The organism is Proteiniclasticum sediminis (assembly GCF_018128025.1).
Classification (GTDB): domain Bacteria; phylum Bacillota; class Clostridia; order Clostridiales; family Clostridiaceae; genus Proteiniclasticum; species Proteiniclasticum sediminis.
Map to the genome: position 1 here is coordinate 103,902 of NZ_JAGSCS010000005.1, position 25,709 is coordinate 129,610.

The 25,709-nt window shown below is 53.7% G+C and carries 15 protein-coding genes; 10 read left to right on the plus strand and 5 right to left on the minus strand.

All coding sequences use genetic code 11. From position 1 onward, the window contains the following. Positions 1-44: 44 nt before the first annotated feature. Complete coding sequence (locus KCG48_RS05750; RefSeq protein WP_211800499.1) at positions 45-869, minus strand: PHP domain-containing protein; 825 nt, start codon at positions 867-869, stop codon at positions 45-47. 272 nt (positions 870-1,141) lie between these two features. Between KCG48_RS05750 and KCG48_RS05755 the strand changes: the two genes are divergently transcribed. Continuing rightward, the gene (locus KCG48_RS05755; protein WP_211800501.1) at positions 1,142-4,348 is read left to right on the plus strand and encodes a 5'-nucleotidase C-terminal domain-containing protein; all 3,207 of its coding nucleotides are present in this window, start codon (positions 1,142-1,144) and stop codon (positions 4,346-4,348) included. A gap of 82 nt (positions 4,349-4,430) precedes the next feature. Here the strand turns inward: KCG48_RS05755 and KCG48_RS05760 are convergent, their stop codons facing one another. Continuing rightward, positions 4,431-5,654 (minus strand): hypothetical protein, encoded by a 1,224-nt coding sequence (locus KCG48_RS05760; RefSeq protein ID WP_211800503.1) that lies wholly within the window; start codon positions 5,652-5,654, stop codon positions 4,431-4,433. Positions 5,655-5,675: 21 nt separating this feature from the next. Beyond that, positions 5,676-10,514, minus strand: a complete 4,839-nt coding sequence (locus KCG48_RS14990) for a nucleotidyl transferase family protein (protein ID WP_211800504.1) — start codon at positions 10,512-10,514, stop codon at positions 5,676-5,678. 260 nt (positions 10,515-10,774) lie between these two features. Here KCG48_RS14990 and KCG48_RS05770 point away from each other — a divergent pair, with 260 nt between their 5' ends. The 5 genes from KCG48_RS05770 to KCG48_RS05790 all read left to right on the plus strand — a co-directional run bounded on the left by KCG48_RS05770 (position 10,775) and on the right by KCG48_RS05790 (position 20,938). Then, complete coding sequence (locus tag KCG48_RS05770) at positions 10,775-11,131, plus strand: hypothetical protein (protein ID WP_211800505.1); 357 nt, start codon at positions 10,775-10,777, stop codon at positions 11,129-11,131. A gap of 33 nt (positions 11,132-11,164) precedes the next feature. Beyond that, on the plus strand, positions 11,165-12,115 hold the full coding sequence (locus KCG48_RS05775) for a DUF4097 family beta strand repeat-containing protein (RefSeq protein WP_211800506.1): 951 nt from the start codon (positions 11,165-11,167) through the stop codon (positions 12,113-12,115). Positions 12,116-12,202: 87 nt separating this feature from the next. Next, positions 12,203-12,391 carry a ferredoxin gene (locus tag KCG48_RS05780; RefSeq protein WP_211800507.1) on the plus strand — a complete coding sequence of 63 codons (189 nt, stop codon included), beginning with the start codon at positions 12,203-12,205 and terminating at the stop codon, positions 12,389-12,391. Between the two features lie 92 nt (positions 12,392-12,483). Then, positions 12,484-13,686, plus strand: coding sequence for a hypothetical protein (locus tag KCG48_RS05785; RefSeq protein ID WP_211800508.1), 1,203 nt, complete (start codon positions 12,484-12,486; stop codon positions 13,684-13,686). A 418-nt stretch (positions 13,687-14,104) separates the two neighbouring features. Further along, complete coding sequence (locus KCG48_RS05790) at positions 14,105-20,938, plus strand: DUF7507 domain-containing protein (protein ID WP_211800509.1); 6,834 nt, start codon at positions 14,105-14,107, stop codon at positions 20,936-20,938. Positions 20,939-21,147: 209 nt separating this feature from the next. Here KCG48_RS05790 and KCG48_RS05795 read toward each other — a convergent pair whose 3' ends face one another. Further along, positions 21,148-21,459, minus strand: a complete 312-nt coding sequence (locus KCG48_RS05795; protein ID WP_211800510.1) for a PTS sugar transporter subunit IIB — start codon at positions 21,457-21,459, stop codon at positions 21,148-21,150. A 152-nt stretch (positions 21,460-21,611) separates the two neighbouring features. Further along, a complete protein-coding gene (gene ybaK / locus KCG48_RS05800) occupies positions 21,612-22,106 on the minus strand; it encodes a Cys-tRNA(Pro) deacylase (protein ID WP_211800511.1) in 495 nt (164 codons plus the stop codon). 335 nt (positions 22,107-22,441) lie between these two features. Between ybaK and KCG48_RS05805 the strand changes: the two genes are divergently transcribed. The 4 genes from KCG48_RS05805 to KCG48_RS05820 are packed head-to-tail and all read left to right on the plus strand — an operon-like array spanning position 22,442 to position 25,663. Then, entirely contained in the window at positions 22,442-22,981 is a 540-nt protein-coding gene (locus tag KCG48_RS05805; protein WP_211800512.1) for a helix-turn-helix domain-containing protein, read from the plus strand. Positions 22,982-22,998: 17 nt separating this feature from the next. Next, on the plus strand, positions 22,999-24,048 hold the full coding sequence (potA, locus tag KCG48_RS05810; protein WP_211800513.1) for a spermidine/putrescine ABC transporter ATP-binding protein: 1,050 nt from the start codon (positions 22,999-23,001) through the stop codon (positions 24,046-24,048). Then, positions 24,045-24,887 (plus strand): ABC transporter permease, encoded by an 843-nt coding sequence (locus KCG48_RS05815; RefSeq protein ID WP_211800514.1) that lies wholly within the window; start codon positions 24,045-24,047, stop codon positions 24,885-24,887. The genes potA and KCG48_RS05815 overlap by 4 nt, the downstream gene beginning before the upstream one ends. After that, positions 24,881-25,663: an ABC transporter permease gene (locus KCG48_RS05820; RefSeq protein WP_211800515.1), complete on the plus strand. Its 783-nt coding sequence runs from the start codon at positions 24,881-24,883 to the stop codon at positions 25,661-25,663. Before KCG48_RS05815 ends, KCG48_RS05820 begins: the two co-directional genes overlap by 7 nt. Positions 25,664-25,709: the final 46 nt, after the last annotated feature.

The window sequence follows — 25,709 nt, forward strand, 5'->3', positions numbered from 1 at the left end:
AAATACACCTGACCAATTCCCTAGGGTTTTGATCAGGTGTATTTTCATGGGGTAAATCGCTGGAGGAAGGGCTGGAGGTCTTCCGGAGAAAAGGTCGTAGAGGCCAGCTCCCCGTGCTTAACATCCTGGGGAATGCCGTGATAGTCGGATCCGGCGGTGATGAGAAGATTTCGTTCCCGGGCCGCCTTCAGGGAGGTCAAGGTCATGGCCTCGTCATTTAACGGGTAATAACACTCCACCCCGTCAAAGGGATGGGTGAGGAGACTCTCCAGGGAGTTCTTCTTGTAGATCACCGGATGGGCCAGAATAGCCACAGCGCCGTACTGATGGAGAAGATCGAGACCTTCCTTCACCGAGAGGCGGACGTTGGGCACATAGGCCGGACTAGACTTGTCCAGATACTTCATAAACGCTTCATTGTAGGTCAGGTGGGGGACCTTTGCATGGACCGCCTGGGCCAGGTTCGCCCGGGTAAGGACCCCTGCGCTTTTTGCCCGGAGGGCCGCATAATCAATCTCCAGATCGAAATGCTCTTTGAGCAGATGGATCATCTTTTCCATGCGGGTGTTCCGGGACGTGAATAGATGCTCCAGGGTGGCCAGAAATTCCGGATCCTGGTAGCGGTCATCGGGAAAATAGCCGAGAATATGGATGCTCTCGCCGTTTTCTGCCGTGGTGAGCTCAATGCCGGGGATGAAGGTGATGCCGGAAGATTCCAGAAGGGGTTTCAGGGCTTCATGGCCCGCCACGGTATCATGGTCTGTCAGGGCCAGCAGAGATAATTTTTTCTTCACCGCCAGGGCATGGAGTGCCTCTGGAGTGAGCCGTCCGTCTGAATGGGTGGTATGGCAGTGCAGATCGAGGGTCATTTTATCACTTTCCTTGTAAATGTTTACATTTTGTGAACATGCTAGGTTCACTTTCTATTTTACCACAGATTTCAAAGACATTGAAATCCAATTGTTTTGGAAGAAAGAAGAGATATAAATATTAATATGTAAACGATAATCAGCCCCAATTGTTACGGAAACGTAAAACCTTGATGAAGTCGAAAACATGGCGGTTCAGTGAACTTTATTTCGGATATAATGAAGATAGCCATGAAAATTGGCGGAATATTTAATAATTCGGAGGTGTTGTTTTGAAGAACAGAAGTCGGCTAAAGCTGCTCTCCCTAATTCTTGCTTTGGCATTCTCCTTTTCGCTCCTGCCTGCCCAACTGGTCAAGGCTGCGGTTAACAACAAAAGCGCAACCATCGACTACTACGCCATCAATGACTTCCACGGTACCGTGGATCAGACCGCCAGTTCCAGCAATCCGGGCATCGCGCGGATTGAGACCTATCTGAAGGCGAGAATCGCCGAAAACCCCAACTCCTATTTCCTCTCCGTGGGTGACCAGTATCAGGGCTCCGCGGTGTCGAACCTCACCTACGGCGACGTGGTCAACGACATTCTGGAGCACATGAATCTCTTGACTTCCGCCATCGGTAATCATGAGTTCGACTGGGGTGCTGAACGGATTCCCCAATGGGCGAAAGAAGGCGGATTCGAGTTCATCGCCTCCAACATCGAGGTGGATCCCGCCTACAAGCCTGCCGAATGGGATACCTATGTGAAGCCCTACTACATCCATACGGTGACGGTGGATGGCGTAGACTACAAGATCGGCTTCATCGGCATTGCTACTCCCGAAACTGCCTACAAAACCGCAGCGGCTAATGTTGTGGGCTTCACCTTCACCGATCCTGTGGCAGCCACGCTGAAGTATACCGCAGAGCTCCGCGATGTGGAGAAGGTTGATGCCGTCATCGCTCTGACCCATCTGGGCGCATTCCAGGATGCCACCACAAAGGTCATCACCGGCGAAATCGTCAATTATGCCAATGGCGTGGATGTGGATGCCATTTTCTCCGGCCACACCCACCAGATCGTGGACGGTGTCGTCAATGGAATCCCTGTGGTCCAGGGCCAGTATAACGGCAGAAGCCTGTCCAAGATCCGTTTGAACTTCACCACCGTGGAAACGGACGGTGTTCCGGTGAAAACTCTGGCTTCGGTGGACGGCGAGTCCATCAATATCCGTAGCCTGATTCCTACACTGCCGGAAGATCCAGCCGTGAAGCAGATCATTGCCGACTACTACACGATTTTGCAGCCCATTCTGGAAAAGCAGCTGGGCGTGCTGAACAATGACCTCCCCCATGACACGGATACCATGCAGCTGACCCCCATGGGCCAGTTTGTGGCCAAGGTCATGGCAGAGATGGGCAAAACCCAGATCGGCATCATCAATGGCGGCGGAATCCGCGGCGGACTCACCGCCGGCAACGTCACCATGGGCCATATGTATACTCTGCTTCCCTTCGACAACACTCTGGTTACCTTGAAGCTCACCGGAGCAGAACTGAAGAAGATTGTGGAGCATGGAATTATGCCTGCCACCTTCCGTCCCGGACAGTTCTATGGGCTGGAAGTTTGGTACAATCCTGAAGCTGCGGCAGGAAGCCGCATCACGAAGATCACCCTGGCGGACGGAACCCCCATCAGCGACACAGAGGTTTACTCCGTGGCGACCCTGGACTTCCTCCTCACCGGCGGCGACAAGTATGACTACAGCAAGGCCACTGATGTGGTGGACACGGTGATCCCTGTCCGCGATATGATCGCCAGCTATATTGAATCCAAGGGTGTGCTGGATGTTCCCTATGAGGACGTAATGCACAAGGATTATGATGAAGTGGTGTCCGTGGTGGACTACTACTCCATCAACGACTTCCATGGCAACGTGGATAGCTCGGGCAGCAGCAAGAACCCCGGACTGGCGCGCATTCAGGCTTATCTGGAAGCTCAGCGTCTCTTGAATCCCAATACGTTCTTCCTGTCCTCCGGCGACCATTTCCAGGGTACCGCCATTTCCAACCTCACCTATGGTGAAGTGGTCAATGACATCCTGAAGGAAATGGGCATTCTGGCCTCCGCTCTGGGCAACCATGAGTTTGACTGGGGCAGCAAGCTGATCCCCCTGTGGGCATCAAACGGCGGATACAAGTATCTGGCCTCCAACATCGAAGTCAAGGCCGAGAACAAACCTGCCGGCTGGGATGAGAATGTCGTACCATACCTGATTCAGGACCTCGTGGTGGGCGGAAAGCCTGTGAAGGTCGGTTTCATCGGTATCGCTACCCCTGAAACAGCATACAAGGTTGCCGCACAGAACGTGGTGGGCTTCACCTTCACGGATCCTGTGGCTGCAGCTAACCATTGGGCAGAAGTTCTGCGCAAGGACATGGGCGTGGACGCTGTTGTCGCCCTGACCCATCTGGGTGCTTTCCAGAACACCACCACCAAGGAAGTCACCGGCGAAGCCGCTGATTTCGCCAAGAAGGTGACGGGCATTGATGCCATCTTCACCGGACATACCCATCAGACCGTGGATGGCGTGGTCAACGGTATTCCTGTGGTTCAGGGATCCTATAACGGCCGTGGCCTGTCCAAGATTTCTCTGGAGTTCACCATTGCCGGACCCGATGTGACCCTCACGGGCGTTTCCGGAGACTCCATCAACATGACCAGCCTCATTCCCACCCTTACCATGGATCCCGAAGTCAAGGCCATTGTGGACAGCTACTACAAGGAACTGGCTCCGATTCTGGAAGAAGTGCTGGGCGAACTGAAAACCGATCTTCCCCATGACACCGATACTCAGCAGCTGACCCCCATGGGCCAGTTTGTGGCCAAGGCCCTGGCCGAAATCGGCGGAACCCAGATCGCCATCATCAACGGCGGCGGAATCCGACGAGGCTTTGAAGCCGGCCCCATCACCATGGGACTCATGTATGAGCTGCTGCCCTTTGACAACACCCTGGTTACCCTGAAGGTCACCGGAGCCGAGCTCAAGAAGCTTCTGGAGCACGGCCTCATGCCGGAAAACTTCCGTCCCGGACAGTTCTACGGCATTGAAGTCTGGTATGACGACAAGGCACCTGCAGGCGAGCGCATCAGCACCATCCGTCTTCTGGATGGAACCCTGGTGAAGGACGATGGCATCTACACCGTCTCCACCCTGGACTTCCTCCTCACCGGCGGAGACAGCTATGACTTTACCAAGGCCACCAATGTGGTGGACACCTACATGCCGGTTCGCGATCTCATTGCAGAGTACATCGCCGAAGAAGGCACCATCGAGTTCACCTTCGCCGAGCATCTGCACATCGGCACCGCACCGGTTACCCCCACCCTGCCTTCCACCGGTTCTGCCGGCGACTTCTACTACATGGGTATGGGCCTGGCCACCATGGCAGGCGCTGTGCTTCTCCTGAAGAAGAAGAAGAAGAAGACCGCATAACCGAGATTTATCCCAAAACAAATCAGAGGCCAGGTTTCTCGTGCATGGAGAAACCTGGCCTTAATCTTTTTTAAGATGGAGCTTAGTCAGGGGAGGATAGCCATTGGAGAAGCGCTTCGGTCTCCTCCAATGGCTTCCGAAGTGCAGGGAGAGCGACTTTTTCCGGGCGGGTGAAGCCATCACGCCAGGTGCTTCTTGCCCCCATGAAGACCCGGCCGTTGTACCAGGTGGACAGGTGTTCCTGACCGGATAAAGCCTTCAGGATGGAGATGGCACCGGAGGAGAGGGCTGGGGCGATGTAGGGCTTGAAGCCCGTTTCCCGGACCCGGAAATTTTCCCGTTCCGTCCGGTGGGTAAGGAGGCTGGAGGTTTCCTCGTCATAGGCCGTCAGGGAGTTCACCACGATGAGCCCTTTCCCATGGGGGCCGTAGGTACGAAGATCCGCCTGGAAGAGGTTTAGCTCCTTGGCGATGAACCGGGCCCGGGCTTCCATGACCCCGAGGCCAAAGCCTCGGATACGGTGGGAAGGAATCCCGCCGTCCTTCATGAGGCTCATGCAGAGGAGATCCACGGGGTCCGACACGATGTAGTAGTGACCGGTGAATCCGGCTTCCTCCGCCATGCGGGCATAGGAGAGAAGAATTTCCCGGTTCTTCTCCAGCTGCACCAGGCGAACATCGGTGAGGGCGGTGTCCAGAGGCGGGATATAGGCCGATACGGTGAAGATGAGAACATCCGTGGAGAAAAGGCCGGAAAGATCGCTGTCTTCGATGGGGGGCAGCTCCGTGCCGTCGCTGATCTCGTTGATCTCCAGGTAGTAGCGCCGTCTTTTTTTCTCATCCAGATCAAAGATACGGATGGCCTTCACCGTGTCCCTGCCCAGGAGACGAAGTCCCTGGAGAAGGGTTCCTCCCACATCCCCCAGGCCCAGAAGCCCCAGGGTAAAGGGCGGGTTTACGGGAAAAGGAGCGGTTTCTCCCGGAGGGAGAAGCCCCACGGTGAAGCCCAAGGGGGCTGACTCGGTGAGGAGAAGATCCGGACCGGAAATCTCCAGAAGATCGCTTAATGTCGTCCCTTCCAGATAACCGGGGAAATCGGGATTTTGGAGAGGACAAAGAAGACGAGTTCCGGTTTGGAGGAGATGCTCCATTTCCGCCCAACGGGGGGTGGAATTTCGAAGATGATGGCGAACTTCCTCCGCCAGGGGCTGGGGAAGGGTGGGGAGAAAGTCCGGGAAATCCTGGCCTTCCTGTCGCCGTTTCTCAAGATAAGCCAGGATCTCGCTTTGGGTAAAGAGACTGTTCACTACGTCACGTCCTTTTTCAGATTAGTCGATGAGCTTTTCCATGCGCAAGAGTTCCACCAGATCCGATTCCAAGTAGGAGGACGGCGCCTTGAAGAGGTTGTAGCTCACATCCTGCCCTTTGTCCGGGATCCGGGGGACCGTGAAGACCTGCCCCAGGGAGAGGAGAGTGAGTTTCCGTTCATAGACCTTGTGGAATTCCTCTTCAATGACCTGGAAGATCCGGATGGCATTTTCGATGGATACCCGGGACAGGGTGAAGATTCGCTCATTGGTGGATTCATGGATGAAGGTGGGCATGGTGTAGGGCAAAATGAGGTTGATGGAGGAGATGAGGTTGCGCTTGGGATACTCGCCCCGCCAGAGGGCGTCCCCGCCCATGAAGGGGTAGAGATCCTTCTCGTTGAACCAGACCTTCAGCCGCGGGATGGAGTAGACGCTCTCCACGGCATAATCCTTGCCGGTCATGAGGTCTTTGCCCTTGGCGGAGACGATGCCACCGATGATTTTGCGTACTTCGATGCCGTGGGATTTAAACAGGGGGCTTAAGGCATTCATGCGGTAGCCCTTGTGGAGGATGGTATCCACGAGGATCACCGGACGGTTGAAGGAGGAGAGAGTTTTCACCTGATTCTCCAGGGACAGGTAGAAGGGAACCTCCCGAATGGAAAAGTCCGTCATGGAGGGTTCAAAATATTTTTCCGTATGGAGCACCTTCGTCACGGTGTTAGGCACGACAGATCGGTCCAAAACGTCGCCGTAGGGGACGCACATGTAGGGACCCAGCTGCCGGGGTTTCGTCTCGGTCATGGGAACGCCGTTCTCCGCGCAGATGAGGCTGATGAGCCCCTGTTGGAGCATGAGGGGTTCGAAGGGGAGAAGGAGCTTGCCGGGGTAGAGATTTCCTAAAGCGCCCATGAGCGTTTCCCGGGTTTCGGCGATGATGGCTTTTACCCGGGGATTGCTGCGGAAAGGATCCTTCAGGATATTTTCCATGTCGAGGTTCAGGGCCATGGGGGTGCTCATGTCCACATAGTGGAGGGCTTCCGGGTAATCCAGGGTTTTGAAGTTGTAACGGGATAGGAGCGGCAGGAACCGGTCATCCCGGATGACTTTATTCTTCGGCGCATAGAGGGCGCATTCGTAGTCCCGGGACACTCCGAAGGAGAGGGTCTCCGTGAGGAGAATCTCGTGGTAGTTTCGCAGCCGGTCCGGGGGCTGGACAAAGAGTCCGTCCAGGACCATGATGCGGCCCAGGTTCAGGGAGCGGATTTTATCCGCGAAGGCGGCGTTCTTGACCTCGGTCATGAGGTTTTCGCTGCGGGCCCAATGGAAGGTGCTCATGCCGATCCAGCGGCCGGTGTTGAGATCCCGGAGAGTCAGGACCCGTCCCGAGGGTTTCTGGAAAAGATCCCGCAGAGTCCGGGCTACTTGGGCTTTCTGGGTGGGGAAGAGTTCCTCCACCACCTGGTGGAGCTCCTCTTCCAGTTCCCGGTAAATCTTCTTTTCCAGGAAGGTGAGGCTCACGGGGGACTTCTCCACGGGGGCTTTCTGGTAAAAGCCATTGAGGTAAATATAGTTTTGGGCCATGGGATCAATGAGGGTGGAAATATCCCGGTTTTCATCGATGTTGGTCCGGATTTTCGTGGAGCTGACCTCCTTGAGGTTCTTGGGCAGATCCAGGAAGGTCACCTGGGGTAACTTTGCCGCGATTTCCTCCCGGGTTCCCTTTTTTCGGGTGCGGTCGATGATCAGGTGCTTCATGGTGTGGATGGAGTTCTTCGTGGCCTTGGCCTGGTAGCTGGAAGCATTCTGCACCACATCGCTGCCGCAGACCATATGGACGGCCCCTTCAAAAATCCGGCTGAGTTTGCGCAGATCTCCTTCGTGGGCGATGTTCACGGGCAGATCCTCGGGGAAGAGATAGAGGTCCAGTTCCCCAGAGGTGCTCATTTCCAGAATCCGCCTGCGGACGCTGTTGGGCAGGGTCTTCTTGGACCAGGAAAACTCGTCGATGGATAAGTATACCTCATAGCCCTCATCCCGAATGAGCTTGGCGATGGCCAGGTGGGAGAGGGTAAAGGGATCGAAGGTCCCGGGGAAAAAGGCGTACTGCCGATTCTCCGGATAGGGGAAGGGCCCTTCCTCATGGAGGTAGTCATTCATGAACCGGTAGATGTTGTTGAGTCCAACGCTCTGGCAGAGGAAGAGCAGGTTCTTCTGCTCATCGGTGAGGAGGGTGATCAGTTTTTTGCAGATCTTTGTGAAGACCCGATTTTTGCTTTCCAGGGAGAGGATCTCCGAGGCAAAGATCACCTTGCCGATGGTGGTGAAGGCGGCGCGCACCGTGAGGGATTCAAAGTCCGCCATGCCAAAGAGGAGCACGCTGATCATGCTCACCAGACGCTTTTCCTTTTCTTCCTCCGAAAGGGTGACGCTGCGCATACCGAACTGGATGAAGGACTCCAGAGTGGTTCCCAGGGTCTTGATGACCAGGGTTTTCACCGAAGGATTCGCGGTTTTCACCTTAATGAGGAGATCGTCGATGATTTCATCGAACTCCTTGAGATTCAGATAGAGCATGACTTTGCCCAAAGGCTTGGGAATATATTCCGTGAATCGGTGTCCCTCGATTTCCAGGGCGCGGAGAAGCTCCACGGCCACTTCATTGCGTTCATAAGCGGAGAGTTTTCGCATGAGGGTCAGGAGGGAGTTGCCGGCGGTGCGCCGGACGGACTCGATGGCGGATACCTTCAGGAGATTGCAAAGATGCAGGGCGGTGTTGATGGGGGAGACCTGGTGTCCTTCCAGGGTATAGTAGGCCAGGAGCCGGATGTTGTTGCGCTTCACAATCCAATGGGTGGCAGACTTGAGGTTATTGAGGAAGACCGCTTCCAGTTCGCTTTGTCGTCCTTCCAGATTCCTCTCCAGGCGTTTTCGCTCCTCCTCCAGCTCCAGCTGTCCGGAGAGTTTCATGAGGAGAAACACCTCCGTCAGGTCCGTGGGGGAGCCTGCTTTTTCGATGCGCCGGGTGAGTTCCTCGGCCATTTCTGCGCTGAGGGTAGTCTTGGGCATGCTCTGGGTGATCTGCTCCAGTGCGCTGAGCCGAAGGATCAGACCGCCGGTGAGGAGGGTACGAAAGAATGCCTCCTTGGTTTCCTGGGCTAAAGGGATGTATTTCACGGCTTCCATGAGGAAGACGCAGGTTTCCGTTTTTTTGAGGTTGACCTCCTCATAGTGGGGGAGAAGAATCTGGGCATAGGTGCTTTGCCTTCCCGGAGGAAGGGTCTGGAAGAGAGTGCGCATCATGGTGCCCAGGGCGTAGCCCAAAAGGAACCTATGGCTGTCGATGACCTTATGGCCGGGATAGAGCACATGGTGAAGAATCTCATCCAGCAGTTCCAGCCCGGACCGGTGAGACGAGGGGGCTGTTTCTTCCAAGGGCAGTTCCTTGCGGTAGTCTTCGTCGAAGGTTCCCAGGAGCCTTCCCAGGATCTCCGCGCTGTGATAGCGGATATCGTCCTCGGGATGGATGAGACATTCCTCCAGGAACCGGATCACTTGGAGCTTTTGCCCCTGGGTGAGGTAGGTGGAGTATTCCTCAAAGATCCGGATGTATTCCCGAAGATCCCGCCAGTCCCGGAGGGAGCGGGCTTCCTCCAGCAGGGTATCCATGGAGTATTCGTTGCGCAGAAGGTTCATTACCCGGATGTTGTGATCAATAGCATGGTATTTTAGCCGCGCCGTCACTTCCTCCCGGAAGCAGATGGCGGGCTTTTTCAGCGGTTTTCGGGTTTTTCTCGATTCCTGAACCTTGCGGTTCCACTCCTTGTTGCCCACCTGGATTTCCACCCCCAGGGTGACCAGGTAGTCTTCAAAATCCTTGAGCTTGGCATAAACCCGCTCATAGCGGCGGCGCTTCGCCTCGTCCACATTATCGAGCTTATCCAGGATCACCTGGAAGGAGTCTTCCAGGGGGTAGATGAACATGACGTCCTCCCCATCCTGGGACTTGCTTTTGACGCGAAAATCCGAGTAGATCAGGATCAGGGCTTCCAGGGAAAGATTTTCCAGTTCCAGATCCCAGGTGCTGTGGTTTACGGCGATGTTTCGGATATAGTCAATGCCATGCTTTTTGAACCAGATGTCGGAATAGTAGTAGTGGAGATAGGGCACCCGGCGCATCTCGTGGAGCTTTACCCCATATTTTCCGATGTCGTGGCCTGCCAGGGCGCCGGACACCCGGCCCAGATCCAAGGGAATGCCGAGACTCGCCAACTGTCGGGCGATGAACATGCCCACATGGTGGACGCCCGCCACATGATCCAGGGTGCTGTAGCCGAAGAGATCCCGAGACAGGCGCATGAGGGCGTAGATGTGGTCCTCTTTAAACGCTTTTTGGAAGCGGCGGTATTCGTCATCCTCCAGGGCTTCCATTTCTTTTTTCGTGAGGAACTGGAAGCTGTGGGTCACATGGAAGGCCGAGCTTGAGGACTGCTCCTCCTGGTGAAGGAGGGTCTCGTAGGCGGCCAGGAAAAGCTCGATGAAGATCCGCTCTCCTTCGGTGAAGCTTCGGTCTCGGGCATCCTCATCCACCTGGCACACCAGGAAGTCGTAAATGGCGGGAAGCTCCGTCACCGCGACGCCGGACAGCTCCAGAGAGGCTTCTTTAACCACGTTCCAAAGGCTTTGGGCGTGGTAGTTCCCCTCCACGGCGAGCTTCAGGAGGGCGGTCTGGAACTTTTTCTCCGTGGCCCAGGCGACCAGCTCCTTTTTGGGCAGGCCCACGCGTTTTAAAAAGGGGGAAAGGGTCACGGCTTTCCGAAGATTTGACAAGATGGTCTGTCCCGATGGCTGTGTCACAGGTATCGCTCCCTTCTATGCTCTATAGGTTTATTATAGAATGATTCCCCCAAATACTCTACAACGATTTCAGGGGGCGGAAACGCGGGTTTTCCTCGATATTCTCCGCATGGCGCATTTTGAATGCGGGAAGTGTTTATCTTAGAGCGCCATGGGGAGTTAGGGATCAGGCAGGAAATCGGGCGGGGAAAATCGTGAAGTTCTTTAATAAGGTTTTAATATAGCTCAGGTATTCTTAAGAAAACGGGAGGAGGGAGACCATGGGATACAATCAGCACAATCAGAACGGAAGTCCCCTGTCCAGAGTCATCCTGCTGGTGGTTCTCCTCATTTTCCTGGGACCTGCCGCCATCAGCATCATTGGAGCCGGACTGGGCATCCTGGTTTCGCTCACCCTGGTGCTCCTCGTCGTGGCGCTGGTGCTTCTGGCTTCACCCATCCTCATGCTCTATTTTCCCGCTTCGGCGGCTTTCCATGTGCCCCAGATGGCACTCTTCTTCTTTGGCATCGCCGTACTGGCCCTTTTCGTCCTGACCGTGGCGGTGGTGCTGAAGTTCATCAAATGGCTGTTCTTGACGATTATTCGGGGGATCCGGCGGATCCTGGGCTATTCATAACTCCCCTAGGGGGGAACGGAGGGTAATGTATCCATGAGCGGTTTTAAAAAAGTACTCATCACTACCCTGATCATTGCATCAGTTTCCATCGGCATCGGGGCTTACATTATTTATGATTCGGGGCTCTCCCCCTGGCAAGTGGGCGAGAATCTTCGCCGGTTCTTCGGGGACAGCGGCATTTCTGTGGACTTGGGGAAATCCGTCGAGGTGAAGGAAAATCAGTCCTTTACCCTGGGGGATAAGTCTAAGCTCAAGCTGAGCACCGTCCATGGCCGGATCCGGGTGGAGATGGTGGAGGGGACGGACATTCACCTGAGCATCACCGGAAAGATCCCGGAACGTTACAAAGACAGCTACCTGAAGATCCAGGAGTCTGCGGACGGCTTGGAAGTCTCGCTGTTTAAAGGGATTCAGAATATCAACATCGGCCTTGGTTCCGATTTTGACCTGGATATCCTGCTTCGGGTTCCGGCCAGCTACGCCGGCGATGTGGAGCTTTCCAACGTTTCCGATGAAATCAATGTCAACGGACTGAATGGAGGGAAGATCACCCTGGCCAATGTGTCCGGGGATATGATTCTTGAAGAAGGCACTTTTGAGCACATTGCCTTTAACTCCGTGTCGGGCACCGTCATCAGCTACAGCAGCGCCAAAAGTGTCACCGGGGAAACCGTGTCCGGAAATATCACGGCCACGAACATTGGAGAACACTTCAATGTGAAGAGCATCTCGGGCACCGTGAATCTCAAGAGCAGTGCGCTTCTCGAGAACTCCCAAGCCGACACCGTATCCGGGGATATGGAGGTTGTGGTGGAGAATCAGGGAAACCTGTCCTATGAACTGACCAGCGTCAGCGGAAAGCTGAAGGCTGAGCATGAGGGAAGCGTGATCCAGGGGGATAAATCCCTGTCGCAAAACAATACAGCCGGGGCTGTAAAGGTTAAACTGTCTAGTGTTTCGGGGAAAATCTCCCTGAAATATTAGTAATTTATCCAAATTGTTCACACTTTGTTCACAGAAAATAACGGGAGATTCACTATAATAGGATTATAAACAGAAAGGGGTGTTTTTATGAAGCCAGCAGTAGATCAGGATCTTTGCATTGGATGCGGAGTGTGCCCAAGCGTTGCTCCTTCCGTGTTCGACATGAACGATGACGGAAAGGCAGAGCCCATTGTGGACGCTGTACCCGCAGGGGATGAAGATGTTGCTCAGGAAGCTATGGATAGCTGTCCTGTAGGAGCCATCACACTGGAATAATCCGGGAAAACAAAGAGAGATCGCAAGATCTCTTTTTTTGTGCCCGAGATTAAGGTATCATAAGAGTATCGACAACAAAGGAGGAGAGTCCCATGGCCCGGAATCATGTCTATAAATTTATGCTACTGGCGATTTTTCTCTATCCGTTGGTCCCGGATGCCCTAACCCCCTATATCGGTCTTGCCATGGGCATGATCTTTCTTCTGTACCTGATTTTGGAGAAGGATGCCCTGTCCCGGATCCGCCGGGGAAGGCGGCAGATGCGTCAGGCTTTTTCTCTGCCCTTTTTCTTTCTGATTCTTCTTACGGGAATTTCCCTGTTTTATTCGAAGAATCGGGAGGTGGGGGTCCCCATGGTCTTTGAGATCCTTACAGCGGTGGTCATGTTCATGATCCTGAAATACGAACTGAACCGTCCGAATTATACAGTGCCCCTGACCCGGGCTTTCTTCATCTCGAATTTTCTCGTGGCCTTCTACCATGTGGGCCAGGTGCTCCAGGCGGAGGTGGTGAAGGGGGTTCCCTTTGATGCCCTGACGCGGTCCTCCACCTTATCCAGCAGTCCGCTACTCGCGTACTTTCTCCTCATTCCGCTCTTCCCGGCCCTGACCCTCTATATCTACAAGGACACCCTCCATGATGCCCGGTTTTATCTGGCCCTTATCACGGTGTGCCTCATTTCCATCTTCATGACGGGGAACCGCATCGCCATTGTGGGGGTCTTCATCGGACTGGCCCTCTTATCCCTGCTGTATTCGCTGAAGTTTGTCGTAGCTCTGATTCCGACAGGACTCTTTCTGCTCCTGATCCCCATTTTCTCCCAGCGGCACAGGCCTTTTCTCGAGCTGTATCCCCAGCTGGGAAGATGGAGATTCTGGGGAGAGATCCTCATCCAAAATAAGAATCGGCTAATCTTTGGCCAGGGGATAGGCACCACAGATTCCCTCGTGGCATCGGCCCTTCAGGGGAAAGCAACCCTTTCGAATCTAGAACTTATCCATAAACCCTATAACCTCCTCCTCCAGGCCATCCTGGAAGTGGGGGTGCCAGGCCTCATTCTTCTCCTCTTGGTCGGCGCCTTGGTCATCCGCTCCGTGGCGCGGTACACCCGATCCATCAAAGCCACGCCCTATATGCGGGTCATGGCGGTGGGCATCCTGGTGGCCCTGGTGGTTCTGGTGACCCTCAATGGGGTGGACAGCTATCTGCTTCACCCCAAGATTCTCTACTCCATCACGATTCTTATGGGAATTCTCCTGGGGGATGCCCGACAGAAAAGCATCCATGGTGTGTGATTTCTCGATTCAGCAATTCATAACCGGCTTCGGCCGGTTTATTTTTTTAAGGAGTATAATCGAATTGTATTAAATATGTTACAAAATAATTTCAATCCCACAATCCCTGTAAATTATTCGAGATAATTGTGAAAGTAATGGCAAAAATCTTCGGAAACGTTGATATAGCTAGATTAAAGATTATAATGAAATTGTAGAAATTTACTGTTTGTCAAAAATGGTGATGGCTGGATATTTGGGACATGTTTTGCTTATAGAGTAAATTTTAATTTAAATAGTATAACCGCTCAAAAAATGTTATGACTCCGGATCTCAAGCTTAGCGTCAATTTTCACAGCGCTGCTGCAACTTCTTGAGGTTACTCCCTGAAAGGGAATGCACCTTGTTTGCTTTGGCAAGAAAGGAAGTTGAGATCATCATGAGTACGATGAGACCGAAAAAACATCGTATGCTCAAACAAATATCCCTGATTCTGATGCTGATTTTCATGTCCTCCTTCGGTTTCGCCGCAAAGAATGTTCAGGCAGCTGTACTTGTAGGAACCAATAGCACATTGGAAGGCTACAATGTGGACACGAAGGACTGGGACGGTTCATATGTTACGGGTAACCTGGGAAAAAGCTATGGCGAAGGGGAATGGTTCCCCGGAAGAATTAGACTGACCGGTTTCCAGGGCGCTTATCCCAGTTTTGCAGGAATGCCGGACATTCAGATAAAGTATGATTCGGTGGGTTCTGTCTCCGGCGGGACAGCCATGTTTGTGGATCTGGTGAAAGGCATCCAGATCGGTACCCGTGTGCTCGCCGACACGGAAGCCTGGCCCATGGCCAATGGCTTGCCTTATCCCATGGGTTCGGCAAGCAATGTGGCTTTAGCCCAAAATCACTCTGGTGAGAATCAGTGGGCAGGCTACAAGCTTCTGAATCTGCCCGATGAACAGATGAATCGGGCACTGGACGGCACCGTCGGAACCATCTATGAGAACGAGCGTATGTTCATCATCAAGGCCACCGATATCATTGACGCATTGAATGCTTTAGGAGTGTCGCTGACCACCAATGACATATCCATCTATTTCGAGTTCCATCTGGCAAGAACGTCCATCTGGTCCCGCAACTTACAGGAGTATTATACGAATGAACCCGCTGCATCCTGGGGCGGTTATCTTTATGGTAAACTGGACTTTGACCCCATCAACTTCGGTTCCGGTCCCTTCCCGGGATCTTCCGGACACTTTGCTCTGGCCAATGGCGGAGCATCTGATGTGCCTCTTCCGGATACGCCCGAGGATTACCGAACGGTCACGGGTAAGAAGTTTGAAGACCTGAACAACAACCACCAGTGGGATGCCGGTGAGCCGGGCATTGCCAATTGGCCCATCCACCTCATTGGGTATATTGAAGATCTGCTTGTCCCCATTGATACGACTACCGATGGCAGCGGCATCTACTCCTTCGCAGGTCTCTCCATGGGCTCTATCCTGGAAGTCACCGAAGGAAATGTAGCCGGTTATGTGCAGACGTATCCCTATGAAGGAACTCAGCCTTTAGCCAACGGCGCAACGCCGGTGAGCATTTCCAAAGCCGGTCGCGGCCCCTGGGGATGGAAGATCCTCGGAAGCCTAACCACCTCCAGTGAGACAGTCTCTGGTGTAGACTTTGGTAACTTCATGCCGAAACCCGCTATGGAGGTCACCAAGACGGGTGATGCCAAGTCCAAGGCTGGCGACCCCGTGAACTACACCATTACGATCACCAACAAGGGCAACGTTCCCCTGTCTATCGACTCGGTATTTGATTCCCGAATTGGTGAGATCAAGGGAAGCTTCCTGGCCGTGATTCCTGTGGGTCAGTCTTCTTCTGCAACGATTCCGTACACCATTCCGAAGGAGAATACCGAAGATCCGTTCATCAACAAGGTGACGGTCAAAGCCCATTATCTGACCTATACGGTGGAAGGCAGCGCAAGTCACAGCATTGACACCTTCCAGCCCAAGATTGTCATTGAAAAGAGTGTCAACAAGAGCGAGGCCATCGTGGGCGAGAAGCTTACCTATACCATTACGGTGAAGAACCTGAGCTCCACCGACACACCGAAACTCACCATGACGCTTACTGATGCGCTTCTGGGCCTCAATGAAACCTTCACCATGATGCCGGGGGATCCCAATTATGTGAAGGTTGTTGACTACATTGTGAAGACCACCGACCCCGATCCGCTGAATAACACCGCCAAACTCCATGTCACCGTGGAAGGTTTCCCCAATGTCTATGACTTGGAAGCTTCCGCCCGCGTGGACATCATCCATCCGAAGCTCTCCATCGTGAAGAGCGGCGATGCTCTCTCGAAACTGGGCGACGACACCAAGTTCACCTTCCTCGTGAAGAATGAAGGCGATGTGCCCCTGACCATTGAGAGTGTTGTGGATGATCCCTTTGGCAACATCACCGCGAAGTTTACAAAACCGACCCTGCAGCCGGGGGATTCTGAGCTGCTCACCCTGTATTTCCCGATTCCCCTGGATGCCCCGGATCCCTTTGTGAACAAGGTTTCCGCCGTCTACAAGTATGGCGTTTATGTAGCTTCTGCTGAGTCTTCCCACAGCGTCAATCTCTTCCAGCCCGACTTCACCATCACCAAGGAAGTCAATAAAACGGAAGCTGTGGTAGGCGAGGAACTGACCTATACCATCACCATCGACAACCTCAGCTCCACCGATACCCCGAAGCTCACCTTCCATGTGACGGATCCCATGCTGGGTCTGGATGAGACGTTCACCATGATGCCGGCAGACGCCAACTATGTGAAGGTCCTGAAATATACGGTGAAAGAAGCAGATCCCAATCCGCTGAATAACACCGCCAAGGTCCATGTCACCGTGGATGGTTTCCCGAATTCTTACGACAAGGAAGCCAGCGCCAGCGTGAAGATCATTCATCCGCTGATCAAGATCACCAAGACCGGCGATGCCCTCTCCAAGATTGGCGACGAGACGAAGTTTGTCTTTGAAGTGAAGAACATCGGTGACGTCCCCCTGACTTTAGTCAGTGTCATCGATGATCCCTTCATGGACATCACCTCCAACTTCACCAAACCAATCCTGCAGCCTGGCGAGTCGGAAATGGTCACCCTGTACTTCAAGATTCCGGCTGATGCCTCGGATCCTTTCACCAACAAGGTCACTGCGACTTACAAATATGGCAGCTATACAGCAACCAGCAGTGCCTCCCATGACGTGAACCTCTTCCAGCCGTCCATCGAATTAACCAAGACGGTGGATAAGAAAGAGGCCATCATCGGGGAGAAGGTTACCTATACCATCACCATCAAGAACACCAGCTCTGCCGATACACCGAAGCTCACGCTCCATGTGACGGATCCTCTCCTGGGTCTGGATGAAATCTTCACCATGCTGCCGGGCGATCCGGACTATGTGAAGAAGATCGAGTATACCATTAAGGAGACCGATCCCGATCCGCTGGACAATACGGCGAAGGTCCATGTCACCATCGAGGGCTTCCCCAATGTCATTGACAAAGAGGCCAGCGCTCGTGTGGACATCATTCACCCGCATCTGACCATCGAGAAGAAAGGCGATGCCCTCTCCAAGAAGGGTGACGACACAAAGTTCACCTTCCTCGTGAAGAATGACGGCGATGTGCCGCTGACTATCGAGAGCGTTGTGGATGTACCCTTTGGCGACATTACCGCGAAGTTCACGAAACCGCTTCTGGCCGCTGGGGAGTCTGAGCTCGTTACCCTATACTTCCCGATTCCTATGGATGCTCCGGATCCCTTCGTGAACAAAGTTACGGCAACGTACAAGTATGGCAGCTATACTGCCACTGGTGATTCCTCCCACAGTGTGAACCTCTTCCAGCCAGACTTCTCCATCAAGAAGACGGTGAATAAGAATGAGGCCATCGTGGGCGAGGAGCTGACCTATACCATCACCATCGACAACTTAAGCTCTGCCGATACCCCGAAGCTCACCTTCCACGTCACGGATCCTCTGCTGGGCCTGGATGAGACGTTCACCATGCTGCCTGGAGATGCCGACTACGTGAAGGTATTGAAATACACGGTGAAGGAGACCGATCCGGATCCATTGGTGAATACCGCCAAGGTCCATGTCACCATCGAGGGCTTCCCCAATGTCATTGACAAGGAAGCCAGCGCTAAGGTCAACATTATTCACCCGCATCTGACCATCGTGAAGACCGGTGATCTCCTCTCGAAGATCGGCGACGAGACGAAGTTTGTGTTTAACGTCAAGAATGACGGCGACGTGCCGCTGACCCTCTTCAGCGTGGTGGATGTGCCCTTTGGTGACATCACCTCGAAGTTCACCAAGCCAATCCTGCTGCCGGGTGAGTCGGAAATGGTCACCCTGTACTTCAAGATTCCGGCCGATGCCAAGGATCCCTTTGAGAATAAGGTTACCGCCACCTACAAGTATGGCGATTATGCAGCCACCAGTGAGGATTCCCATGAAGTGAACCTCTTCCAGCCGGACTTCACTCTCACGAAGATCGTGGACAAGAGTGAAGCAGTGGTGGGCGAGGAGCTGACCTATACCATCACCATCGACAACCTAAGCTCTGCTGATACGCCGAAGCTCACCTTCCATGTGACGGATCCTCTGCTGGGTCTGGACGAAACCTTCACCATGCTGCCGGCAGACGCCGACTATGTCAAGGTGCTGAAATACACGGTGAAGGAGACAGATCCCAATCCGCTGAAGAACACCGCCAAGGTCCATGTCACGGTGGAGGGCTTCCCCAATACCTATGACAAGGAAGCCAGCGCCAGCGTGAAGATTATCCATCCGATGCTCACCATCGTGAAGAGTGGCGATGCCCTCTCCAAGCTGGGCGATGACACCAAGTTCACCTTCCTCGTGAAGAACGAAGGCGATGTGCCCCTGACCCTGGAGAGCGTTGTGGATGATCCCTTTGGAAATATCACCGCGAAGTTCACGAAACCGATTCTGCAGCCTGGGGACTCCGAGCTGGTCACCCTGTATTTCAAGATTCCTATGGATGCTCCGGATCCCTTTGTCAACAAGGTTTCGGCCACCTACAAGTACGGCACCTATGTGGCTTCTGCAAACTCCTCCTACAAGGTGAATCTCTTCCAGCCCGACTTTACCATCACCAAGGAAGTCAATAAGGGTGAGGCCGTCATCGGTGAGGAACTGACCTATACCATCACCATCGACAACCTAAGCTCCGCCGACACACCGAAACTTACCTTCCATGTGACGGATCCTCTGTTGGGTCTGGATGAAACCTTTACCATGCTTCCCGCCGACGCCAACTATGTGAAGGTGCTGAAATACACGGTGAAGGAGACGGATCCTAATCCGCTGAAGAACACCGCCAAGGTCCATGTCACGGTGGAGGGCTTCCCCAACACCTACGACAAGGAAGCCAGCGCCCAGGTGAAGATCGTGCATCCGGCCATCCTGATCACCAAGAACGGCGATGCCCTCTCGAAGATCGGGGATGACACCAAGTTCGTCTTCACCGTGAAAAATATCGGTGATGTGCCCCTGACCCTGGTGAGCGTTGTGGATGATCCCTTCATGGACATCACTTCGAAGTTCACGAAGCCGATTCTGCAACCGGGCGAAGAGGAAGTTGTCACCCTGTACTTCAAGATTCCGGCAGACGCTTCCGATCCGTTCACGAACAAAGTCACCGCTACATACACCTACAGCACCTATACGGCCAAGAGCAGCGCATCCCATGACGTGAATCTCTTCCAGCCGAAGATCAACCTGACCAAGAGTGTGGACAAGACCGTCTCCATGGTGGGTGACACCCTGACCTACACGTTGAAGGTGGAGAATCTGAGCTCCCCGGATACGCCGATCATGAACTTCACCCTCACCGACAGCGTCCTGGGCGCACTCCCGCCGTTCAGCCTGAAATCCGGCGAAGTCTTTGAAAAGAGCTATCCGTATCTGGTCACCGCTCTGGATCCGAACCCCATCATCAATGTGGCTGAAGTCAGTGCTTCCCCGGAGGGCTTCCCCAATGTCTATACGGACAAGGAAAGCACCACCGTGAAGCTTTTCACTCCGCTGATCAAGATTGAGAAGTTTGCTGATACCAAGATTTCCAAGGTGGGTGACACCATCAACTACACCATCCGCGTGACGAATATGACGGTGGAAGCCTATGCTCCGAATCTTGTGGGCAAGGTCACCGACCCGATGCTGGGACTCGACTCCGCCATCAATCTGGCATCCGGCCAGATGGTGGAATTCAAGATTCCGTACATCGTGAAGGCTACTGACGACCCGGGCGGATTCGGATGGGTGGATCTCAAGAACACCGCCACCGTCACCGTGAGCCCCCTGGGCTTTGAAGCCATTGCGAAGCTCACCGAGACGGCCAGCGCCACCGTTTCCCTGGTACACCCGGCCATCGACATCACCAAGGATGTGGACAAGGCCGAAGCCATGGTGGGCGAGACCGTTCGCTTCACCATCACCATCAAGAACACCGGCGATGTGAAGCTGGAGAACCTGAAGGTCACGGATACCCGCATGGGTGACATCTCCGCGAAATTCCCGTCCAGCCTCGAGGTAGGTCAGACAGCCACCTGGTTCTATGACTACATCCTGAAGCTCGCCGACATCAGCCCGGATCTCCTGCATCCCATGGTCAACTGGGCAGAAGTCCATGCCAACCCCATCACCCTGCCGAACGACATCTGGGACAAGGATGATGCTTCTGTTCTCGTGAAGCCCGCCTACTACGATGAGACCGCCTGGGCTTATGGCGGATCCTACGCTGTGCCCTTCACGGACAGCACGCTCTTTGACTCACAGTTTAGCAAGTGGGGCTGGACCAACGGGCCTCTCAATGAAGGGGACTACACGTTCATCCTCTATGCCGGCGCCGGACAAAACATCCTCAGCAAGGGCATTGCCGTAGGTACAGTTACCGTCAAGTATCACTTAGGTTCTGCAACGATCACCTACACCATGTATCCGGGTATGCTCATTGACGAGATCCATCTCTATGTGGGTAAACTGCCGCTGCCGAAAGTTAAAGGTTCCTACACCGCAGCTCCGGGTCAGTTCCCCATCAACCCCAAGGGGGTTTATGGCAAGACCACCTGGTCCATCACGGTTAAGAACCTCAGCGGTCCCATCTATGTGGCCGCCCATATGGTGGTTCGAATCCCGGGAGCTGTGATGCCACCGATTCTGACCCCCTACTATCGCCCCACCGTGTAACTCCTTAGCGGGGGAGGGTTTGCAAGGGCCCTCCTCCATGAAGATTGCCCCTTCCTAACCCAGCTTGGCGGTGCCGGTTCCCTTAATGGGGAATGGGCACCGCTTTTCTTTGGGGGAGAGAGCGGCATGGGGCAAAGAGGGGTGCTCGTATTTTAGGGCAAAAAAAGAGACCCCCATGAGTTTTGGGGATCCGCTGTTTTGGATCTTCTCTAGTCTTTCTTCACCAGACGCAGGGCCTGGTTCAGGATCTTCATGCCGTCCATGAGACCGTAGTCCTTGGCGGAAATGACCTCTAAGGGAATGTTGGCCAGCTTGCACTCCTCCTGGATATGGGGGAGGGCATACTTTACCTGGGGTCCGGCCAGAACCACATCGGCACCGACAATATAGTTGCCGATCTGCACTTCCGGATAGGACTTCACGGAGATCTCCAGCTGGAGCTCTGCGGCAGCCTGTTCCATTTTCTTGATGAGAAGCTTCGTGGACAAGCCTGTGGAGCAAAATAACACAATATTAATCAACAATAAGACCTCCTCATGGAATTCACCATTCTTCCTTTCCATTTTAACACATCGGTTTCAAAAATGCCTGGGGAAAGAAATTCTGCTTCGTGGGGATTCTTGCGGAGCGTGAGGGGAATTCTTCTCCGATGGAAGATGGAGGAGAAGGAAATTTAGAAAATGCTTCGGGTTTCCGCCAGAAGATCCACGGCAGTTCCTTGGGTTACGGCAAGGAGATCCCGGGGAGACAGCTCCAGCTGATGACCGCGCTTTCCTGCGGAGACGATGATCTGGGAAAGGGATAGACCCGTTTTCTCCAGAAAGGTGGGATAGAGCTTGCGCATCCCGATGGGGCTGGTGCCGCCCCGCTCGTAGCCCGCCACCTTGAGCAGGTCCTTCTGGTCAATGAGCTCAATATTCTTTTCTCCGGCGGCTTTGGCCGCTTTTTTCAGGTCCAGCTCCGCCAGGATGGGGAGACAAAAGACATAGTTTGCCTTACTGTGCCCCACGGTGACCAGGGTCTTGAAGATGAGTTCCAGGGGACGGCCGATTTGCGCGGCGATGTCTTCCGGAGAGGTCCCTTCCGGATTTACGGCAAAGGTGTGGTGGGTGTAGGGGATGCCTTCTTTTTCCAGAAGCCGCATGGCATTGGTTTTGACGATCTTCATGGAGATTCCTCTTTTCGACGTTTTCTTTCATGGTAGCAAAATCTTTGAGGCTCCGCAATGGAGCCAAAAATCATCGCCGCGTTTAGCATAAATAAACTTTTAGTATGAATTTTTCATGACCATGAAAATCGCTATACATTTTCATTTTCTGGAAACGGAAGAATTTCCGGCGAAAATGGCAATATTGGCGGATTTTTGAGGTTTTTTTTCGGATGAAAATCGGATAAATTTAGCATTGATTTCAAGGATTGGTTTCTATATAATTATCTGAGTGGTTTATTTACGCTAAACAAAAAGTTTATTAAATAAGAAATTCAGGAAAAGGAGGAGCCCCCATGAAAATCGGAGAAAAGATCAAAAATCTCCGGATCAAGAATTCCCTCACCCAGGAGGAGCTGGCTAACCGCTGCGAGCTGACCAAGGGATTCATTTCCCAGATCGAGCGGGATCTGACCTCGCCGTCCATCGCCACATTAGTGGATATCCTGGAGGGTCTGGGAACGGATCTCAAGGACTTCTTCAACGAGACCACCGAGGAGAAGATTGTGTTCTCCAAGGAGGACGCCTTCGAAAAGGTTCACGAGGAGCAGGGGAACACCATCAACTGGATCATTCCCAATGCCCAGAAAAATGCCATGGAGCCCATTCTGGTGGAGCTTCAGCCCGGCGGGCGCACCAAGGAAGTGGCACCCCATGAAGGGGAAGAGTTTGGCCATGTCCTGTCCGGGACGGTGCTGCTGCATATCGGACTCAATACCCACAAGGTGAGGAAAGGCGAAAGCTTCTACTATAAACCGGGTGTGGGACACTATCTGTCCAATCCGGGGAAAACCAGCGCCACGGTGATCTGGGTCAGCACCCCGCCCATATTCTAGCTTGAGGAGGAAAGACCATGACCAATGATATTATGATCGACTTGAAAAACATCACCAAGGCCTTCGGAAGCACGGAAGTGCTGAAGGACCTGAATCTCTATATCCGGGAAAATGAGTTCTTGACCCTCCTGGGGCCATCGGGCTGCGGAAAGACCACCACCCTTCGGATCATCGCGGGTTTTGAATCCCCCACGGAGGGGAAGGTCCTCTTCCAGGGGAAGGATGTGTCTCAGGTGCCGCCCTATCAGCGGCAGGTGAACACCGTCTTCCAGAAATATGCCCTTTTTCCCCATATGGATGTCTATGAGAACATTGCCTTCGGGCTGAAAATCAAGAAGCTTCCCAAGGAGGAGATCGCGAAGAAGGTGACGGAAGTCCTGAAGCTCGTGAATCTCAGCGGGTTTGAAAAGCGCAAGGTGGACTCCCTCTCGGGAGGTCAGCAGCAGAGAATCGCCATCGCCCGGGCCTTGGTCAATGAACCCAAAGTGCTCCTTCTGGATGAGCCCCTGGGGGCCCTGGATCTGAAGCTCCGCAAGGAGATGCAGATCGAACTGAAGAACATCCAGAAGCGGGTGGGCATCACCTTCATCTATGTGACCCACGATCAGGAGGAAGCCCTCACCATGAGCGACACCATCGTGGTCATGGACAAGGGGGTCATTCAGCAGATCGGCACCCCCGTGGATATCTACAATGAGCCCAAGAATGCCTTTGTGGCCCAGTTCATCGGGGAGAGCAACATTCTTCCCGGCATCATGCATGCTGATTTTTCCGTGGAATTTCAGAACACCCTCTTCCCCTGCGTGGACAAGGGCTTTAGCCCCATGGCCCCCGTGGAAGTGGTGGTGCGGCCGGAGGATATTCTCATGGTGAAGAAGGAAGAGGGCATGCTCACCGGCGTGGTAGAGGAAGTGACCTTCAAAGGCGTCCACTATGAGATGGTGGTGGCTTCCCAGGGCTTCCGCTGGCTGGTGCAGAGTACGGCCATGGCCCCTGTGGGGGAAACCATCGGCATGAATATTCTTCCGGACAGCATCCATATCATGAAGAAGGGGGCAGCATCATGAAAATGCGGAAAACCTCCTATCCCTATATGCTGTGGATGATCATCTTCATCCTGGTACCCCTGTTCCTGGTGCTTTATTTTGCCTTCACCACAGGCAACAGCATGGATGTGGAGACCTTTAGGCCCAGCTTGGCGAACTTCAAGCGCTTTTTGGACCCCATTTACCTCGGTGTCCTATGGCGGTCCCTCTCCCTGTCCCTCATTTCCACGGTGATCTGCTTTTTCCTGGGTTATCCCATGGCCTACATCATCGCCCGGACCCGGAAGGTGAAGACGCGGAACAACCTGATTTTTCTCTTTGTCATCCCCATGTGGATGAACTTTCTTCTGCGAACCTATGCCTGGCTGACGATTCTCGGAAAAAACGGCATCATCAACAGCCTTTTAAATCTTTTGGGGCTTCCCTCCCAGGAACTCCTCTATAACAGCGGGGCGGTGGTCCTGGGCATGGTTTACAACTTCCTGCCCTTCATGGTGCTCCCCATCTACTCCGTGCTGGTGAAGATGGACAAGAGTCTCATCGAGGCCGCGGAAGACCTGGGGGCCGACAAAAAGACGATTTTTTCCAAGGTGATCTTCCCCTTGAGCATGCCCGGCGTCATGACGGGCTTCACCATGGTCTTTACCCCGGCGGTGAGCACCTTCATCATTTCGAACCTTCTGGGCGGGAAAAAGACCACCCTCATCGGCAATGTCATTGAGAACCAGTTCATCTATGCCGGGGACTGGCACTTTGGCTCCTCCATGTCCATCATTCTCATGGCCATCATTCTGGTGGTCATGGCCCTGACGAACCGCGGTGGCGGGGATCTGGAAGGAAGGGGAGGAACGCTGTGGTAAAGAAGATTTTAAAGAACGGCTATGCCAGCCTTATTTTCCTCTTTCTCTATGCCCCCATTCTGGTGCTCATCATCTTTTCCTTCAATGAGTCCAAATCCCGGGGGACCTTCACCGGCTTCACCCTGAAGTGGTACCAGGATCTCTTCACCAATGAGGCCGTCATGGTGGCCCTTCGCAATACCCTTGTCATCGCTTTGGCCACCACAGTGGTGTCCACGGTACTGGGGACCTTAGCGGCCATCGGGATCCACTTCTCCCGGGGGATTTTCAAGAAGACGGCACTGAACCTTAACTATCTGCCGATTCTGAACCCCGATGTGGTCATCGCCGTGTCCCTCATGGCCCTCTACCGGTTCATGGGCCTGAACTTCGGACTCCTCACGGTGCTCCTCTCCCACATCACCTTCTGTACCCCCTACGTGGTGCTGGCGGTGCTGCCGAAGCTCAAACAGATGAATGTCCATCTGGCGGAGGCCGCCATGGATCTGGGGGCTACCCCCATGTATGCCCTCCGGAAGGTCATCCTGCCGGAAATCATGCCCGGCATCATCACCGGGGCCCTCATGGCCTTCACCCTCTCCGTGGATGACTTTGCCATCAGCTTCTTCACCACGGGCCACGGCGTGCAGAATCTCAGCATTCTCATCTTCTCCATGGCGAGAAGGGGAATCAATCCTGTGATCAATGCCCTATCCACCTTCATGCTCATCGGCTTCTTCCTGCTCCTCATCATCATGAACAAGGTGAGCCGGAAGGAAGAGCAGGACGTCGAATAAATAGAATTAAACAAACTACTCCGGGAAGGTTCCCGGAGATCCAAGG

What these genes read in the sequence shown, in the direction of transcription:
- KCG48_RS05775 (WP_211800506.1), top strand. Translation starts at nt 11,165, where the DNA reads ATGAGCGGTTTTAAAAAAGTACTCATCACTACCCTGATCATTGCATCA.
- KCG48_RS05805 (WP_211800512.1), top strand. Translation starts at nt 22,442, where the DNA reads ATGAAAATCGGAGAAAAGATCAAAAATCTCCGGATCAAGAATTCCCTC.
- potA (WP_211800513.1), top strand. Translation starts at nt 22,999, where the DNA reads ATGACCAATGATATTATGATCGACTTGAAAAACATCACCAAGGCCTTC.
- ybaK (WP_211800511.1), bottom strand. Translation starts at nt 22,106, where the DNA reads ATGAAGATCGTCAAAACCAATGCCATGCGGCTTCTGGAAAAAGAAGGC.
- KCG48_RS05790 (WP_211800509.1), top strand. Translation starts at nt 14,105, where the DNA reads ATGAGTACGATGAGACCGAAAAAACATCGTATGCTCAAACAAATATCC.
- KCG48_RS05770 (WP_211800505.1), top strand. Translation starts at nt 10,775, where the DNA reads ATGGGATACAATCAGCACAATCAGAACGGAAGTCCCCTGTCCAGAGTC.
- KCG48_RS05780 (WP_211800507.1), top strand. Translation starts at nt 12,203, where the DNA reads ATGAAGCCAGCAGTAGATCAGGATCTTTGCATTGGATGCGGAGTGTGC.
- KCG48_RS05785 (WP_211800508.1), top strand. Translation starts at nt 12,484, where the DNA reads ATGGCCCGGAATCATGTCTATAAATTTATGCTACTGGCGATTTTTCTC.
- KCG48_RS05750 (WP_211800499.1), bottom strand. Translation starts at nt 869, where the DNA reads ATGACCCTCGATCTGCACTGCCATACCACCCATTCAGACGGACGGCTC.
- KCG48_RS05815 (WP_211800514.1), top strand. Translation starts at nt 24,045, where the DNA reads ATGAAAATGCGGAAAACCTCCTATCCCTATATGCTGTGGATGATCATC.